22 protein-coding genes and 1 pseudogene are annotated in these 16663 nt (G+C 52.0%); 15 read left to right on the top strand and 8 right to left on the bottom strand.

Annotated features, from left to right (window positions below; translation table 11 throughout):
• From KDX37_RS27595 to KDX37_RS27575, 6 genes are all read left to right on the top strand, one after another.
• Window positions 1-482: hypothetical protein (locus tag KDX37_RS27595; protein ID WP_231656393.1), on the top strand; the 482-nt coding region annotated here is incomplete at its 5' end.
• Window positions 479-1312, top strand: coding sequence for a thymidylate synthase (locus KDX37_RS27590; protein ID WP_231656392.1), 834 nt, complete (start codon window positions 479-481; stop codon window positions 1310-1312). The genes KDX37_RS27595 and KDX37_RS27590, both read left to right, overlap by 4 nt.
• A 472-nt stretch (window positions 1313-1784) precedes the next feature.
• Entirely contained in the window at window positions 1785-2117 is a 333-nt protein-coding gene (gene tnpA / locus KDX37_RS29470; protein WP_099979530.1) for an IS66-like element accessory protein TnpA, read from the top strand.
• The gene (gene tnpB, locus KDX37_RS27585) at window positions 2114-2449 is read left to right on the top strand and encodes an IS66 family insertion sequence element accessory protein TnpB (protein WP_231656391.1); all 336 of its coding nucleotides are present in this window, start codon (window positions 2114-2116) and stop codon (window positions 2447-2449) included. The genes tnpA and tnpB overlap by 4 nt, the downstream gene beginning before the upstream one ends.
• 61 nt (window positions 2450-2510) lie before the next feature.
• Window positions 2511-4034 carry an IS66 family transposase gene (tnpC, locus tag KDX37_RS27580; RefSeq protein ID WP_231656390.1) on the top strand — a complete coding sequence of 508 codons (1524 nt, stop codon included), beginning with the start codon at window positions 2511-2513 and terminating at the stop codon, window positions 4032-4034.
• A gap of 41 nt (window positions 4035-4075) precedes the next feature.
• Window positions 4076-4660 carry a GNAT family N-acetyltransferase gene (locus KDX37_RS27575; protein WP_231656389.1) on the top strand — a complete coding sequence of 195 codons (585 nt, stop codon included), beginning with the start codon at window positions 4076-4078 and terminating at the stop codon, window positions 4658-4660.
• Between the two features lie 128 nt (window positions 4661-4788).
• On the opposite strand, the gene KDX37_RS27570 is transcribed toward KDX37_RS27575, so the two are convergent.
• The 4 genes from KDX37_RS27570 to KDX37_RS27555 all read right to left on the bottom strand — a co-directional run bounded on the left by KDX37_RS27570 (window position 4789) and on the right by KDX37_RS27555 (window position 8336).
• Window positions 4789-5223: a hypothetical protein gene (locus KDX37_RS27570; protein WP_054083461.1), complete on the bottom strand. Its 435-nt coding sequence runs from the start codon at window positions 5221-5223 to the stop codon at window positions 4789-4791.
• A gap of 230 nt (window positions 5224-5453) precedes the next feature.
• A complete protein-coding gene (locus tag KDX37_RS27565) occupies window positions 5454-6236 on the bottom strand; it encodes a restriction endonuclease (RefSeq protein ID WP_231656388.1) in 783 nt (260 codons plus the stop codon).
• 166 nt (window positions 6237-6402) lie between these two features.
• Window positions 6403-7437: a hypothetical protein gene (locus KDX37_RS27560; protein ID WP_231656387.1), complete on the bottom strand. Its 1035-nt coding sequence runs from the start codon at window positions 7435-7437 to the stop codon at window positions 6403-6405.
• Window positions 7438-8069: 632 nt separating this feature from the next.
• On the bottom strand, window positions 8070-8336 hold the full coding sequence (locus tag KDX37_RS27555; RefSeq protein ID WP_231656386.1) for a hypothetical protein: 267 nt from the start codon (window positions 8334-8336) through the stop codon (window positions 8070-8072).
• A gap of 551 nt (window positions 8337-8887) precedes the next feature.
• On the opposite strand from KDX37_RS27555, the gene KDX37_RS27550 reads away from it, so the two are divergent.
• The 3 genes from KDX37_RS27550 to KDX37_RS27540 are packed head-to-tail and all read left to right on the top strand — an operon-like array spanning window position 8888 to window position 10777.
• Entirely contained in the window at window positions 8888-9871 is a 984-nt protein-coding gene (locus tag KDX37_RS27550; RefSeq protein WP_231656385.1) for a pentapeptide repeat-containing protein, read from the top strand.
• On the top strand, window positions 9871-10491 hold the full coding sequence (locus tag KDX37_RS27545) for a nucleotidyltransferase domain-containing protein (RefSeq protein ID WP_231656384.1): 621 nt from the start codon (window positions 9871-9873) through the stop codon (window positions 10489-10491). The genes KDX37_RS27550 and KDX37_RS27545 overlap by 1 nt, the downstream gene beginning before the upstream one ends.
• On the top strand, window positions 10481-10777 hold the full coding sequence (locus tag KDX37_RS27540; protein ID WP_231656383.1) for a hypothetical protein: 297 nt from the start codon (window positions 10481-10483) through the stop codon (window positions 10775-10777). The genes KDX37_RS27545 and KDX37_RS27540 overlap by 11 nt, the downstream gene beginning before the upstream one ends.
• 135 nt (window positions 10778-10912) lie before the next feature.
• Here the strand turns inward: KDX37_RS27540 and KDX37_RS27535 are convergent, their stop codons facing one another.
• Complete coding sequence (locus KDX37_RS27535; RefSeq protein ID WP_231656382.1) at window positions 10913-11317, bottom strand: helix-turn-helix domain-containing protein; 405 nt, start codon at window positions 11315-11317, stop codon at window positions 10913-10915.
• Window positions 11318-11631: 314 nt separating this feature from the next.
• Here KDX37_RS27535 and KDX37_RS27530 point away from each other — a divergent pair, with 314 nt between their 5' ends.
• From KDX37_RS27530 to KDX37_RS27510, 5 genes are all read left to right on the top strand, one after another.
• Window positions 11632-12381 (top strand): metallophosphoesterase, encoded by a 750-nt coding sequence (locus tag KDX37_RS27530; protein ID WP_231656381.1) that lies wholly within the window; start codon window positions 11632-11634, stop codon window positions 12379-12381.
• 14 nt (window positions 12382-12395) lie between these two features.
• Window positions 12396-12704 carry a hypothetical protein gene (locus KDX37_RS27525; RefSeq protein ID WP_054083453.1) on the top strand — a complete coding sequence of 103 codons (309 nt, stop codon included), beginning with the start codon at window positions 12396-12398 and terminating at the stop codon, window positions 12702-12704.
• 87 nt (window positions 12705-12791) lie between these two features.
• Window positions 12792-13289 (top strand): hypothetical protein, encoded by a 498-nt coding sequence (locus KDX37_RS27520; RefSeq protein WP_231656380.1) that lies wholly within the window; start codon window positions 12792-12794, stop codon window positions 13287-13289.
• Between the two features lie 16 nt (window positions 13290-13305).
• Window positions 13306-13626, top strand: coding sequence for a glycosyltransferase family protein (locus tag KDX37_RS27515; RefSeq protein WP_231656379.1), 321 nt, complete (start codon window positions 13306-13308; stop codon window positions 13624-13626).
• A gap of 41 nt (window positions 13627-13667) precedes the next feature.
• Window positions 13668-14300, top strand: coding sequence for an HAD family hydrolase (locus tag KDX37_RS27510; protein WP_231656378.1), 633 nt, complete (start codon window positions 13668-13670; stop codon window positions 14298-14300).
• Window positions 14301-14340: 40 nt separating this feature from the next.
• Here the strand turns inward: KDX37_RS27510 and KDX37_RS27505 are convergent, their stop codons facing one another.
• On the bottom strand, window positions 14341-15054 hold the full coding sequence (locus KDX37_RS27505; protein ID WP_231656377.1) for a hypothetical protein: 714 nt from the start codon (window positions 15052-15054) through the stop codon (window positions 14341-14343).
• Entirely contained in the window at window positions 15045-15572 is a 528-nt protein-coding gene (locus KDX37_RS27500) for a hypothetical protein (RefSeq protein WP_231656376.1), read from the bottom strand. The genes KDX37_RS27505 and KDX37_RS27500 overlap by 10 nt, the downstream gene beginning before the upstream one ends.
• 173 nt (window positions 15573-15745) lie before the next feature.
• On the opposite strand from KDX37_RS27500, the pseudogene KDX37_RS27495 reads away from it, so the two are divergent.
• A pseudogene (locus KDX37_RS27495) lies at window positions 15746-16073 on the top strand (IS3 family transposase); the annotation flags it as partial.
• A 129-nt stretch (window positions 16074-16202) separates the two neighbouring features.
• Here the strand turns inward: KDX37_RS27495 and KDX37_RS27490 are convergent.
• Window positions 16203-16589 carry a hypothetical protein gene (locus tag KDX37_RS27490; RefSeq protein WP_231656375.1) on the bottom strand — a complete coding sequence of 129 codons (387 nt, stop codon included), beginning with the start codon at window positions 16587-16589 and terminating at the stop codon, window positions 16203-16205.
• Window positions 16590-16663 lie beyond the last annotated feature (74 nt).

Here is a 16663-nt window from a genome sequence, read left to right as displayed (position 1 = left end):
CGCCACCCTTATCGTTGCTGTTAGTCATAAACATACCCGTTTGCCTATCCCTTATCTTAAGGGGGGAACGGTGTCCTGTCTTTCATGGGGCTCGTTCAAGCCGCATCACAGGCATTCATCGCAACACTATCCGGCAGCGCGACTTCCCCGCGCAGCGGCTTGAGGCGATCAAGGACAACCGCCGCATTGCAGTGCTCGCTCAGAGGGTCAAGGCCGAGAAGAAACAGGATCCCAAGACGATTCTGATGCAACGACTTGAAAAGAGTCGATTGGAAGTGCTTTATTGGTTCAATAGGCATCAGGAATCCGAGAACTCTTGTGCCACGCTCGACAAGCGATTGGACACTGTCCGCGAGTCTAGGGACTACTACGTGCAGGTCGCAGATGAGCTGCGTAAGAAGATCAAAGAGCAAGATACTGAAATTTTGAAATTGCGTGACGCGCTGGATTTGGTCAGCGCGAACCTTGAGGAACCGAAATGAAGATGTACCACGATTTGCTGGCCGACGTGCTAGAGAATGGCGTCGAGAAAGGCGATCGCACTGGCACCGGCACGCTGAGTGTCTTTGGGCGCCAATTCCGCCACAACCTGGAAGATGGCTTCCCGCTCCTCACCACCAAGAAGCTGCATTTCAAGAGCATCATCAACGAGATGATTTGGTTCCTGAACGGTGACACCAACACCAAATGGCTCAAGGAGCACGGCGTCAGCATCTGGAACGAATGGGCGACCGAAGACGGTGATCTCGGCCCGATCTACGGCAAGCAATGGACTGCCTGGCCAACCCAGGACGGCAAGACCGTCAATCAGATCGACTATGTCGTCAATACCCTCAAGACGAACCCGAACAGCCGTCGCATTCTCTTCCACGGGTGGAACGTCGAGTATCTGCCTGATGAGTCTTTGAGTCCTCAGGAGAATGCCCAGAACGGGAAAATGGCATTGCCACCATGCCACTTGCTCTATCAATTCTATGTGGCTAACAATAAATTGTCGGCGCATCTATATATACGGTCGTCAGACTTACTGCTCGGAAATCCCTATAATCTAGCAGGGGTTAGTTTTTTAACTCACATGTTGGCGCAGCAGTGCGATTTGGGAGTTGGTGAAGTTGTAGTTACCATGGGCGATGCGCATATTTACTTGAATCATATTGAGCAGGTTAAGCTGCAACTGACTCGTGATCCTCGCCCTCTGCCTAAGTTGGTATTCAAGCGTAAGCCAGAGAGTATCTACGACTACAAGTTTGAAGATTTTGAGATTGTAGGCTACGACCCGCACCCTCATATTCCGGCTCCTGTGTCGATCTGACTTGTAGAGGGATCGAGTACAGGCACCAGCTCAGGCGCTTGAGGGCAGGTACCGGGCTTGGCCCTCTCTCATCAAGCGCCACCTTCTCCGGCGTAAGCTTGAGCGCACCCATTGGCGCGGCTCCAACAGGTCTTGCGGGCCCATCGGGGCGTTACTAAAGGTCTGATAATTTTGGGAATGGACTGCGATATGAGGCAGCTTCAGCTTCATTCGCTCGTACCTGGTGCCGAAATTATCGTTCTGATACCTGCGGATGCACGCGTGCCGCATGAACTGATGACTCATTTCTCGCAGAGCAGCCTGCTGTAGCCGGCGACTTATGAACCCTCGTGATGGCGAGTCCAGACGCGATTTTTAGGGCCATTGTCTGTATCCGTCCGGCCAAGTCACCTACCCAACCCCGCAAAGCCCAGACATGGTGTGCACTTAAATTCAGGTGGACACCAGTTCTAGCCTTTTAAGCGGGTAATTCATGCAGCCAACACGTCGTTCCTATTCCAAATCCTTCAAGATTCAGGTCATTCAAGAGTGTGCCCAGCCCGGTGCTTCAATTGCCAGCATCGCTCTGCACCATAACCTCAACGCAAACCTCGTCCACAAATGGATTCGGTTGCAAGCGCCAAAAAGCACAGCGCTTCAACCTGCCTTCATTCCGCTACCTCTGCCAACGAACGCAGTAAATCAGCACGCCGCTTCGCCGAACATCTGCGTCGAGATTGAGCACCCTCGTGGCACTGTCAAAGTGAACTGGCCAACTGAAAGTGCTGCGGCCTGCGCCTCTTTTCTTCGAGACTTGCTGCGATGATTCGTATCGATGCCATCTGGCTCGCAACCGAGCCAATGGATATGCGCGCAGGCACTGAGACGGCGCTGGCCAGAGTGATCGCTGTTTTTGGTGCGGCGAAGCCGCACTGCGCTTATCTGTTTGCCAACCGCCGAGCCACTCGCATGAAAGTTCTGGTGCATGACGGGTTTGGCGTTTGGCTGGCGGCACGCCGCTTGAATCAGGGCAAGTTTCATTGGCCAAGCGTGCGCAATGGTTCGCAAATGGCACTCGAAACTGAGCAGCTTCACGCCCTGATACTGGGTCTGCCGTGGCAGCGCACTGGGTCAGGCGGTGCGATCACATTGCTTTAACCTCTGCCATTAGCCTATCGGTGTATCGTCGAGCGCCGTCTGCTCTGGCAAAATCAACGGCATGACTTCCTTGCCCACTCTCGACCACTTATCCCCCGACCAACTGCGTGCTTTGGCTGCGCAGTTGATGTCGCAAGTCGAGACGATGGGCAAGAAGATCCATCACGATCAGGCGATTATCGAAAAGCTGACCCACGAGATCGCCCAGCTCAAGCGCTTCAAGTTTGCCAAGCGCAGCGAACAGTTGAACCCCCAGCAAACCAGTTTGCTGGATGATCTGATCGATACTGATATTGCAGCGATTGAAGCAGAGCTTCAGGCTCTACAAACAGTGCCTGTGGCGACCGAGAAAAAAAAGCCGAAGCGCACTGCATTACCAGCAGCGTTTCCACGCACGTTGATTCTGCATGAACCGGACAACACGCAATGCACATGTGGCTGCACACTCAAACGTATCGGTGAGGACGTCAGCGAAAAACTGGATTACACGCCCGGCGTGTTTACCGTCGAGCGCCATGTCCGTGGCAAGTGGGTGTGTGAAGATTGTGAAACGCTGATTCAGGCACCTGTTCCAGCGCAGATCATCGACAAAGGCATCCCGACGGCCGGCTTACTGGCACATGTCATGATCGCAAAGTTTGCTGACCATCTTCCGCTTTACCGCCAGGAGTCGATCTTTGGTCGAGCAGGGCTGGCCATTTCGCGCTCTACTCTGGCCCAGTGGGTTGGCGTTACCGGTGTGCAGCTGCAGCCTTTGGCCGATGCACTGCGCGATGTAGTACTGGGGCAGAACATAGTCCACGCCGATGAAACACCGGTGCAGGTGCTTTCACCGGGTGAGAAGAAAACTCATCGTGCTTATGTTTGGGCTTATGCCACTGGCCAGTTCTGCGAAACAGCGGCTGTCGTTTACGATTTCAGCCCAAGCCGCGCCGGTGAGCATGCTCGCGACTTCCTGCAAGACTGGAAGGGCAAGCTGGTCTGCGATGATTTTGGCGGATACAAGGCCAGCTTTGAACTCGGCGTGACCGAGATCGGCTGCATGGCCCATGCGCGACGCAAGTTCTTTGAACTGCATGCCACGAACAAGAGCACGCTTGCCGAACAGGCCCTGCGCTACATTCAGTTGCTGTACGAAATAGAACGTGAAGCCCGCGACCTGGAACCGGAGTTACGACACCGAATACGGCAAGAAAAAGCCGTACCGGTGATGGAAATGCTGCATGCCTGGATGATCGCCCAGCGTGATCTCGTGCCCGAAGGCTCAGCGATTAGCAGGGCGTTGGATTACAGCTTGAGGCGCTGGGCAGCACTGTCGCGCTACCTCAATGACGGGGCCGTACCCATAGATAATAATTGGGCCGAGAACCAGATGCGGCCATGGGCCCTTGGTCGCAAGAACTGGCTCTTCGCAGGTTCACTGCGCAGCGGAAAACGGGCGGCTGCGATCATGAGTTTGATCCAGTCTGCGCGGCTCAACGGCCATGGCCCGTATGCGTACCTGAAAGATGTTCTCACGCGCTTGCCGACGCATCGGGCAAGTAAGATTGGTCAGTTACTGCCGCATAACTGGAAACCGGTCTAGTCACGTAAGATTGATCCTCAAACGCACGCGGGGTACAAACAATGCAAACCTCACAGTTACCCATAGTTGCGAACCCGACAATTCACGCTGGTGAATTGTATTCAGCAGATGCTGCCGAGCTACAAAATTTCTTCGACCTCAATCCCGAATACTTTTTGATTTGTCACGGAGAACCTGCACGGCCTGACGAAGCTGCGACGGAGCTAGAGCTAAAGATACCGGACGGGATGGCTTGCCGTAGGCAGTGGTTTATCGGTTTTCGTGAGCAAGGTGTTGGGTTGATCGCAGTAGAGCATATTATTCAGGATTTGTTTATTGAGGGCGTCTGGCATATCGGACTTCTGATTTTGGAGGGATGCCGTCATGGAAAAGGTGATGCCCAATTAATCTATGCTGCAACCGAGCACTGGGCCGTGACTCAAGGAGCACGCTGGCTTCGCATCGGAGTGGTCACAGATAACTTAAGGGCCAAACGTTTCTGGGAATCTCAAGGGTTCGCTACAGTCTGCGAGCGTAAAGGGGTGGCAATGGGCCTAAAGAAAAACACGATTCTCACAATGATTAAAACGCTATCAGGGACAACCATTCCCCAGTATCTCGAACTGGTCGAGAGGGATCGCACCTAAATTTTTAGGTAAAAATGAACACCATTACGTCAAACCATTGTGTTCGGACAAGGTGTGATGCCAAGACGCTTACCATTGTCTGCATACCCGGATCGTTCCTGGATTCGTTATGGTACGGGCGATCCAAACTAAACTTTCAGCAAACTCTTAATAATGTGCTCTTGCACGAAGGGAAGGTGCTCCTCGTAGAGAGTTGCGGCCCTGACATTGGTCAATCGCCCTTCATTCTCTGGGATGTTGATCGTGAATTCGCTTCGTATCACCCAGGTCACACTCACAAATAGCGAGTTCCAATCCTTGATAGAGCCATAGCCCAGGTCTCCCTTGAGAATACAGGACATCAGATTTTTCGTGACGATGCCGATACCCTTGACTCGTATGCTCCGCGAACCTGGTCGATTTGCTTTGATGTACAGAATGTCACCAACTTTCAAGCTGGAGATAAATGAGTAAAGATCTTCTGCGCTTTCTTTATTCCACCCAAGAATAAATTTGCCTTCTTGGAAGAACATGTCGGATGCTTCAGCTCCATCCCAATTCGAACCTACACCATAGATTGCCATAGTTACCTGTTAAATTCAGGTTTAAGTTAGCAGCGGGAGTAAGGCTTCCGCTGCGCTAAAGGAATTAACTGTTAATGCTATAACGATTATTCCGGCTTTCGTGGTCTAGGAGATATGATTGGTGTGCCAGATAATTTTTTATCTATGTTGGGGCAGCTGTGCTGCCATTCACGCCCTGCGCCTGAAAACTATTAGTTACAAGAGGTTTTTATTGTTGATGAGGAGATTGCTCAAGTTGAGGCTCCCCTATGGGAAGAAAGTGATGCTGAAATCTCCCGATCCTCTAATATGTATTTTGCTACCACCTTTGCGAACTCATGGGTTCCATGTAGTTCCATTCCCGGAAATCTAGTGATCTTTTGATAGAATCGTATGTTTAGTATTTCGACTGACCTTCCTGCAGCAAGAATGTAGAAGTTTTTGATGCGCTCAGAATAATACCCCTCTTCATCGTGGGAGAGGTGTTCTAATAAGTCAGAAAATGTTCCTACGTCTTCCGTGTTTTCGTCAAAGATTCTAACTTCCTCCGGGCTTTGTTGCTGGATGATTTCGATATGAGCGTGAGCTTCTTCGTCGCAAGCCTCGAAATCAACTATTATATCCTCCTGGTGCCTAGCCACGAATTCGAGCGTAGCATCGGCAGTGGCCATTTCGATATTCGTACTGATTAGTATTATTCCATACTCTGCAGCAAGCAACTTTGCACCTTCTTGGTAACCTTCTGTTGTAACAAAAATCCCCTTGGCGCCTCCTAAGTCTTGCAGCTTTGTTTGGAAGCTAGCGACGTGCTCTTTTTTGACACGGTTCTTCCAATATTTGCATTCGACGCAGAATAGCTGTTTTGCTCCAGCAATGATTAATTCCCAGCAAACATCAATCTGATGATTTGCGCCACTTTTTCCCCTTAGCGTAACGTTGTGTTTGACTTGGATTCCCGAAAACCCTTCGTCATCTATGAGTCTTTGATGCAGCTCTTGTATCAACATCTCATATTGAGTTGGTGTGAAATTCATATTTTTCCCTGTGGGGTATTGTATCCATGGCCAGTGGCACAGGTCAGTCCGGGCGGCCCTCAAGGCATGATAACTTCAAGCCTTAAAGGCCCGGCTGCGAATATCTCAGGCGTTCAGGAGATGCTCGACCTTGGCCCGGCGGTCTGTTGATTGACACTATCATCAGTCAATCGTCCGATTCATTGCGTTTCAGCCGCAAAACTGGCCGTGTACCGGCTTCGCCCGTGGGCTGTGGTTGCGGATCTTTTGCAGCTTCAGTTGCCGGCGGAATCCCGACTTGTCGAACTTTGGCAGGCTCACGCTGTGGCGCCAGGCTTGCACTTGGCTTTTGTTGAGCATCCGCTTTCACTTTAACGGAAATCTTCACCACTGGCTTATTGTGCCGAGGCTTATTCTCAGGCTTGGCTGCCGGCGCTTTCTCATCACCCTCCGCCGCAACTTCGACCTGAGCGGTTTGAACCTTTGTAACCACCTCCGGCTTCAGTTCAGCCTTAGTTTCAGTAGCGACTGCTGCTTTGGCAGGAGCAGGTTGGGCAGCGGCGCGCCTGGCAGCTTCCTTCCAGTTGTTCCAGTCGAGCACTGCTGAAGGCAGTCGGTCATGGGCTTTCAGCCAGGCGCACAAGCCAGGATCGATCCACTGCACAATCTCCGTGATGTCACGATGTAGCTCGTAGATCGGTTGCCACAAAAGCGGCTCGTGGTGGAAGCATCGATTGCGCAAATCCCTCGCATTGTTCAGACGGCTGCGGATGACATCTGCCTTCTTGGAATTCTTGGGAGCGTAGTGAAAAACCCGCATAAGGGGTTTAGATACGTCCGGAAAGGCTTTCCGGTTAAACAACGATGTCCAGAAGCCGAAGCTCAGTTCGGCGGTGATGTCGTCCGCACTGGCGGTCACCCCTCGTTTCCTTAGAGACGTCCGCGCCTCTGCCACTTTCTGGTAGCTGGAGGCGAGGTCACCGTTGGTGCTGCCATCAAACTCTTCAAACCAGTCTTCGCGCTGGTACTCACGTACCATTTCACGCTGAACCGCGTTACGCAGTGCTACTTCAAGCACGTGAAAGATCGAAACCAGGGACTCCGCGATCCTCATGTTATGCACATAGGCTTGAGCCGCATGGTCTTGATTACCCTGATGCCCCTTGAGGTAGCGGCTCATTCTTGGAGTGGAGAGCTTCGCCTCCAACGTTTGCCAGACCATCTACCCGCAAGCTCCCTTTAACGCGGCGAAATTTCACACGCGGGTGCGATGGTACAGGTAGGATTCGCGAGCGGAAAGCAAAATGCCATGGGTGGCAGACGCAGTTAGCCAATTAGAGGTGCGCAGGCCGGCGGAGACGATTTCAATGGCAATTTGTGCAGGCTGGCCTAGTGCTGGCGCGTCCGCCTTTTTCGTTTCTCAGGTCAGGATTTGAGCCCTCATTTCCCATGTTGGGGGTTGACGTGCGCGCCAAGGCTGGTAATCTATTTACGCAGCCCTAGGAACCTCCACTCCCGCGCTACACGAAGCGGTGACGAGACTAGGTTATGTGACGGCCCCGTTCTTCGGGGCCTCCTCTTTTCTGGCGTTTGAGTTTCTTGCCAGTGTCGTTTCCTTATACTTCTCTATGCGCCTACAGTCCCGCCATCCTGCCCAGGAGGCGTGAAGCTGGCGCTCAAATCCCAATCTGGGGTTTCGAAAAAGATAGCGCTTCGCTATACTGAAGATGCAGCCCTAGGAACCTCCACTCCCGCGCTACACGAAGCGGTGAAGAGACTAGGTTATGTGATGGCCCCGTTCTGCGGGGCCTCCTCGTTTCTGGTATGCAAGTTTTTGACAACACCTCTCCCCTGTCACACCTCAGGCCAGCGCCGATCAGGCTGATCCTTCCAGCGTTGCAAGGTAGTACGCTCTGCCAGGTGCCATAACTTGGTACTTTTGATGAAGCATGCCTGGATACAGATTCTTAACGAAGTCCCGCCCAATGAGTCGATCAAGCGCGACTTGCACATGAACCCTATCTCACCCAGTGCCGTATGAAGTGCTCCCAGGTTTGCCCGAATACGCCGCTGCTCCTTGTTTAGGATCTGCTCCATCACCATCACTTCGAAGTCAGTCATTGCTGCGGCTTTTGCCGTTTTGGCTTCTTCAACCCTTCGAATCGACTCTTGATAGCGTTCAAGCGAAAGTCGATAAGTAACATCGAAATCAAAGTCCGGATACTTGGAGCTGATTAGGCGGCAGAGGTTGTGCAAGCCTCATTAGCGGCAGGTATCTTGATGTTCCAAGTATGGTAGACGTAAGCGTCTACGTACGGCTGCCAGGCAGGCGACGACACCAACTGCCCTGCAATAACGCCCACCGATCAAGGACAAATCTCCGGCCAGGTACGACATCCGAATCAACAGGCTCTCTATCAATATTTGCTAAAACCCAGTCAACAATCCTATCCCAGCAGCCCGTGAACAGATAAAATCACGCTCGAATGCGTCGCGGCGGTACGCGGTGCAGGTAGGTAGCTGTGTGCCTCAGAGTAGGGTAGTAGCTTTGCCCAGCCATGACATCAGCCAAGCAGCGCGCAAGCCAGACACGAGGTAAGTTGCCCACGCGGCGAGGCCTCACTCACGTTCACTACCTAGTATTTGCTCATTAGCCACGGATTGACTGATTTATGTCGTCGAATGAAATGGACAGTGCTGAACAGCGCCCCAACGGCCAAGCTGGAAACTCGTCAGCTGGAGACAAGCACGCCGCCGATGAGAACTGCTCTTCGTCCGGCGACGTGGCAGTGAACGATAGTGCTCCAGTTGCTGAAAAAACCAAGTCACAGTTCTTCGAAGACGATGGTCGTGAAAAGCTGACAGACGTGCGGATAAATGCGCCCGATTATAAAATTGATGGCGATCAAAAAACGTTCTATCGTAAACTGCTAACGCGAGTTAGTGCAAAAAATATCACTTTCAAAAATGTCTCGTTTTTTCAGACGATTTTTGACGCCTGTTACTTTAATCATTGCGTTTTTGATTCCTGTATATTTGTTGGTTGCAAGTTTGTCGGTTGCAATTTCAATCAAACGTCATTTCCTGGTTCAAACTTTGACTATGCCATATTCGAACGTACTCAGATAGATGACGATATCTTTAAAGCTGCCCCAGAGCGCAGTAATATAAAGCTGAAGTTCGCACGAACGTTGAGAATGAATTATCAGCAAGTGGGCGATGCCAAAGCTGTTAACCGTGCGATTGTACTGGAGCTTGAGGCCACTGACGTCTTTCTGAAAGAGTCGTGGAGCAGCGATAGTTCTTACTATCGTAAAAAATACGCAGGCTTTGCCCGTATTGCTCAGCTTTTGAAGTGGGCTGACTTTAAGGTGTTTGACTTCATATGGGGCAATGGTGAGAGCATCGCTAAACTTATGAGATCAATCATTCTAGTGATCTTGGTAGTTGGTTTTGTCAACATGTTCTATATGAAAGAGCCGAGGCTGTTTGCGGAGTTCTTGCACAGCCTCTACACCGCTCCTGCAATGTTTTTGGGTGTGGTGCCATTGCCTGCTGAGGTTCCATCGCTTCTATCTTCTGGAGTTGCGGCACTTCGTCTTGTTGGGTTCGCTTTCTTGACTGCCATATTGGTCAAGCGGTTCGGGAGGCGATGATGCATATTTACGCCTTCGGGTCGGTGTGTCGTGGTGAGATCGATCTGGGGTCTGATGTCGATATGCTAGCGTGCGTGGATGAAGACGAACCGACTGTAGATACTCAACAGTTTTCAGTATACACCTATGACAAGCTCCGTGACCTCTGGGATGTGGGTAATCCCTTTGTCTGGCACCTGCACCTTGAGTCTAAACTAGTCTTCAGTTCAGATGGTAGGAACTACCTAGCAGAGCTCGGCGCGCCCGCGAGCTATAGCGAAATCAAAGCTGATTTAGCAAAGTTCATCGAGCTCTTTGAAGGCGCTAGCTCGGCACTGGTTAATGAAGAGACAAATGCTGTATTCAACGTGTCCTGTATATTCCTTGCTGTGCGCAATGCTGCAATGTGCTACTCGATATATTCGGGGAAGCCTGAATTTTCCCGTTACTCTGCATTAAACATAGAGCCTGCCTTGCCAGTGTCTAATGATGCTTACAAAATTTTGGTTAGAGCGCGGTTGTTGTCGTCTCGCGGCTATGGCAGTCTAATATCTAAACAGGAGATCGCTACGGTGGTTAGCGCCGTTGAAGCGATCCGGGCGTGGCTGGGTCACCTGGAGGAGAGCACGAATGAAGCGTGAGTTTAACAATCGCATCGATGCGCAGAGAAATGTTCTCAATATCGTTAATAAGCTTGGGTGGCGGGAGGAGCTCTTTGGGCTCTCTGCAGGTGGCATTGCACGCTGGGTTGAGGCGAATCAGATTCCGGCTGGCGACCAACTCCATGCACTGGTGACCCGTGCCGCAGAGAAGCTGTTCTTTTTGGCAAACAAGAGTCAGGAGCAGATCACAGGTGAGTATCGTGCGCTTTCGATCGAGGTGGCGGATCTGACGCGTCAGATCGAACAGGCAGCAAGCGCTCGCTGATTTCGGTTTCTCGCTGAACTCACAAAGACAGCCCTGCCCCCAGAAGTACTAAAATCCGAGCTAAACACTTCCGAGACACAAGCGCCGACAAATCAACGAAAATCATCACCATGACTAGCTGCGCTGGTGAGAGTTTTACCAGTGGCGAGCGGCTGTCGACTTGGCAATTCCCATGATCCGTGAGATCTCCGCCTTGCTATGGCCGAGCGCCTTTAAGCGCTGGACTTCTTCACGCACTTTTCCCCCTTCCAGGATCCGGGGATGTATAGCGGGTTGTCTGTCAATAACGATTGGCTGGAGGAGCCCATCGACCGACTCTAGCTCCTGACGGACACGCTCCAGCAATTGCGCCGGCGCAACCTGTTCACTCGCTGCCCATGTGAGCGCGACTAAAGACAGGGGGTGAATTTTCAACTGTGCGGCGATCTCTTCTACTCTCTCCAGCGTGACGCTGGATTCAGCCCTTTCCAATCTGCTGATGTGAGATTGCGAAACACCGCCTTCAAAGTCGGTCTGGAGAACGGAGCTATGGCGGCGCATGAACCGCAGTGTTGAGGCGAACGCTATCCGGAGCATGGGCGACCGATACCAGTAAATCTGACTGTATGCCGCGTTTGCATGGTTCGATTCAAACCCGTATATTCATGCGGAAGGGTGTCTTTGTGGGTATGCGACTGTGTGACTGCCCGCGTAGGGATAGGTGAGCCTGCCCTCACTGGGAAATGCTTGGCTAAATAATTTGGTGAAGCCTTGCGTGCTTGGTTCGGTTTACGAAATGCCTCAGGCGGCAGCATCAATATATTGGGAAAGCCTCATAGACCTTCCCGTTTTACCAAAAAATCGGAGGCTTGCTGTTGAAAGTCCGGATCTACTCCGACCTTCACTTAGAGATCGAAATGCCGTCTGGCTTCCCCCCAGGTTATGCGGGCGATGACGCTGATCTCGTGATCCTTGCTGGCGACATTCATACCAAAGGGCGAGGCGTGACCTGGGCACAGGAAAATTTTGATGTGCCAGTCGCCTATATATGCGGGAACCACGAATTCTACAAAGGCCACATTGACCGCACCCTTCAGTCGATGAAGCAGTTGGCGGCAGGCAGTAATGTGCATGTTCTTGAAAATGAGTTCCTCGTGATGGGTGAGGTACGCATCTTGGGGGCTACAGCCTGGACAGACTTCGCAACGGGCGAAAGCGTGTACCAGGCATCCCAGGAGGCTAGGCGAGGCATGAATGACTTCCGCCTGATTCGTGCTGGTGAGGGGTATAGGGCGCTGAGTATCAGCGACGTCATCAGTCGAAATCATCGAACCTACGAGTGGCTCAATGAAGAGATAGCCAAGGAGTTCAATGGCCAGACCGTTGTCATCACTCATCATTGTCCCTTGGTCAATTACTGTGGGCCAGAGCAGGGTTCACTGCTGATGCCGGCCTATTCAAATGACTGGCCAGAACTCATTCGTCAGGCTGACATATGGGTGTTTGGGCACACCCATAGCCATGTTGATGTGATGGTGGAAGGCTGCCGACTCATTAGCAATCCGAGAGGTTATCCGGGTGAGCAGTGTGGTTTTATTGATGACTTTATGATTGATATTAATTAGTTGACTGGATTGATATGCGTAATTACCTAGCGCTGCTAGATGAAGCTAGGCAGCAAGATTTCAAGCGAGTAGTGACCGGCTTTTTGCTGGACGCACGGCCTAAGGGTGATGGGGTTCGAGCGGCGATATTTAACGACGGCCTGAATCGCTTTGAGGACGGTGAAGCGTTTACTACAAGCCAGATTGTTGAAACATACCAAGAAGCTGGATACACGCTGTTGTTGACGGAAAGCGGATCCTGCTACGTGATCGTCAGTCACTTGATGTTCATTGAAGATATTGTAGGTGGGGTGCCGCAGACTATGATCCTTCGAGCCAGTTGATGTCGGACTGCCGAGTGCTCAGTCATCCGAGAGATAAACTATCGCGAAATCGCCAGATATTAGTCCGGCAATGCTTAAGGAAAATGCATGTCTGATCTTAAGAAGCTGACAGTTGTTGTGAAGAATTTCAATTTGCGGGCCTCTGGAGATATCGATGCGCTTTATAGTCGTGTGAGACTTGAGGATGAGGAGGGAAAAACGTTTTACTTTAAAGAAGTGGTGATACCAAGGTATCTGTCAGATAAAGGAGCGCTCCGTACAGATATCCCGAGAACTTGGTATTTTAAACACCTTGGGAAAAAATCGATCATTGTTGTTGCGTTCGAAAATATGTACGGTAAGGTTGAGTATGATCTTGGTGATATGCAACTCATCGTCAGATCGACTGTCATTAAAGGGGTTTTGTATTCGCTTGGATCAATCCCTGGAGGAATCATTGCGGCGACTGCTACCTTTGGTCTCGGTCTCGTGCTGATTCCTTGGGGGGTATGGTACGGCTATCAAAATATCTTCAAGGTTCCGGTCATGCTAAGTCAAAAGCGGCTATTGGATGACTTTTCTAAGCATGGGATTGTCGTTAAATAACGAGGAGGCTAACCGAATGCGTTCGTCGGCTAATATCAAAATACCGAAGGAAGTGATGGATGCATTCGAGGTTGATTTTGGAGTGACGGTTACCGGGTACATGAATGAACCCGAGATTATGGGTTTTTCGCTGGTGGGGAGAATCTATTTTGATCACAAAGACCGATTCGCCAATGGCCGACTGATCAGGACATCCGATGTTTCAGAGTTCGTGGCGCGCTCGGGCTATCTCCTGGCATTCACGCTTACCCAAAGCGTATACGTTCTGATCTGCCCCGACTCTGAATTGTTGAGGCTGCCCAAGGGTGACGAAAGTGCACGCCGTGCGAAGTGCTGAGACCCTCAGTTTGTACGATAATCGCGTAGCGTGAGCAATCGATGAACTATCGAGCAGTGCTAGTTGATGCGTTCGGGACAATCGTTCGAATTCGATCTGCCACGCATCCCTACCGCAGTCTACTGAAAGAGGGCTTGCGGGGCGGCAGGTATCCGAAGCCAAGTGACGTTAAAACGCTCATGACGTTTGATGGCGATCTTGCTCAGGCTGCTGAGCTTCTCCAGATCACGGTTCGGCCAGAGCGGCTTGCTCAAATCCAGGATGCCCTTGATCGTGAGGTTCACAGCATTGAAGCTTTCCCTGATGCCCTTGAAGCCATTCGAATGTTACGGGCACAGCAGGTGCGTGTGGGAGTCTGCAGCAATCTTGCAGCGCCGTATGGTGCAGCTATAAAGCGTCTTTTTCCTACACTGGACGCTTATGCCCTAAGCTATGAACTCGGAGCTCTCAAGCCGGATCCGGCTATGTACCGCAGTGCCTGCAAACTGCTTGGAGTGGGCATTGGCGAGCGGTTTGGTGATGAGCGTATAGCAATGGTCGGGGACTCGCTACGCTGTGATTGTCATGGCCCCAGAGCGGTGGGAATCAACGGACTGCACCTTGATCGATCTGGGGCTGGGCGGATTACAAATTTGATGGATTTTGCCTCACTTATACTCACCCAACCCAGCTGAGCCCGGCACTCGCACTCTGTGGCGAGCCAACGTCACACCTTCACGTAATGCGCCTTTGAAACAACGAAAAACTGCACCCCGAGCGCCTCGCCTTGGTGAATATGTTGCTGGCCGAGACTTCCCACACATACACGAAGGGCTCGTCGGCCAAGTAGGAGCCGGCGGGGCGCAGCCATACCGTCGTGCCTTGGCGCGTCTTCACCATGAAGGGATCGTTGTTCTGGCCGAGGGCGCCGAGTATCTGCAGGTCGGTCTTGTTGCGCTGCAGATCGTTGCGCAAACCTACCAGCGCGAAAAAACCGACGGATTGATAAGCCGCTTCACAGGCCAGCAATTTGACAAGATCGTCTTCGATGGCGGCGCGGGTCAGCGCCTCGCCGTGGAACACCGACTTAATCTCGACAAAGTGCGTGCACTCCATGTCCTTGGCTAACCGGGCCTTGCGCAACTGCGAGATATTGCGCAGCGACAGATCGGTTTTTTGGCTGGAGGCTGTAGTCCTGTGCAACACGTTTTCGACGTTGACGAAGCCGCGGGCCGGCAGATGAGCGTCGAGCACGTCCTTGAGCGGCACGTAGAGCGAGCGCTCGTGCGTATGGAAGTGTTGCATATTGCCCTTGGCCATTGTTTTCACAATGGTATTGAGCTCCAACAGCAGGCGGGCGACATCAACGTAGGACGACATGCCACCATCCCAATGCAAGGCATGCGCGTGCGCGACAAACTTAGCAGCGCTGATATCTGTCATGTCCATTGGCGCAGTTTCTCTATGGCAACCTGCAGATCAATGCCGGGCACCTGGCTTTGCAGATACTCGGGCGATACATAGTTCCAGCTGGGCTCGCCGTTTTCAGAAAAGTGCACGATTGCATAAGAGCCCGAGTGCGCGAGGCCGACACCCGCAGGGTAGTGCTCGATCCACATCGAATGTTTGCAGATATAGGCGATTGCCGCCTGCATTGCATGCTGGTCGAAATAATCCCGACGGTGCAGCAGTCGTGCGAAATACCCGGGCTTGATGACAGTCTCCATGACCGCCGTGCCTTCATCCGTGTACGCACGGAGCAACGCATCAATGGCCTTTGCCTTGATGCTTTCAACGGCATTGGTCACCGAGGTGCCGTAATAGTCGGGTAATTGGCAGCAGAGAAACACGATTTTGCCATTGCGGCTGATGATGCGCAAAAAGCAATTGCCTTCCTCCCAGAACCCCTGAAACCTGAACGGGAGGAATTCTACACAGTGGTCGCGCAAGGTGATCTGTGTGTCCATACGGTGATCCAGTGCTGGGTAAACGAGGCGTGACTTTAAACCATTTGCATGGCGTGACGAAGATCGATTTATCATGCCGACCTGGTAACAGCATGGCCTGCATGGCGGCAGGCCATTAACGGCTCGCACACATAAATCCGACAGTCCCCTATTTCGCCTCAGCCAAGCCCTGCATCCGAGCGGTAAAACTCTACATCAAACTGGGGAGGCGCATCGGGGTAACTATTCGTCAGTTGGGTTACCGACGAAGAACGCTCTGAAGAGCTGGCATGAAGAGTACGACCGATGCTTCGACCTGTCGCGTTGCTACGTGCTTTCGAAGCCGAAGTACTCACTGGCCCAAAGGGAGATGTCTTTTGGGTACTATCTCAACAAAGGGCGCTGCATCGTCTCCACCATCAAGGCTTTGGGCCACCCGGCACGGGACTCATTATGTATCTGGATTCAACAGTTACCCCCGAGCTGTACCCGCGCATTGTTGGTCGATCCGATGGGCTTGCCATACATATTTTTTGGCCTCGCGGACTTCACACGGCCCGTAGCCGCATACGAATGGATCTGTCCGTTGCGATGGCGGGACGAGGTATGAGGCTCTGTTATGTTCGCCCTCTGAGCGTCTGAACAGAACGCTCAGAAGTCTATGTCCATCTCGTTCAAGGTTTCGCGGATCCGGCGACTGACGTCTGACGCAAAAGCGTCGATGGTATCCATGGCCCGGAAAACTTCGTAGGGCTCCAGAGTGATGACTTCATCGTCGATCGTCCTTCCATTTCGATGCACGATGTCATGGCGCACCTTGCAGATTCGAGCAATGGGCGACACGTCCAAATCCTTCATGCGATCACCAATCAAAACGCACAACACGCTTTTGATCGTGGCAGGATTGTGAAAGGTCAGGTCGGAAAGAGATCTAAGGATGACGCCTTCCACGCCTTTAGGATGCTCGGCAATCTCCAATAACGTGAATTTCTTACCCCGGTGAATCGTCTCGATGCGGATTCCACGCCATCTGGACACTCAGCCCACCAACATCCGGACACCCGTTCCACGCTCATCCGGACAGGCAGTCGGAGCGCAGCTACGCAGGTTCG

Source organism: Pseudomonas californiensis, from assembly GCF_021147775.1.
Taxonomy (GTDB): Bacteria; Pseudomonadota; Gammaproteobacteria; order Pseudomonadales; family Pseudomonadaceae; genus Aquipseudomonas; species Aquipseudomonas californiensis.
The sequence above is the reverse complement of the archived record's forward strand: the minus strand, read 5'-3'. Positions and strand labels throughout refer to the sequence as shown.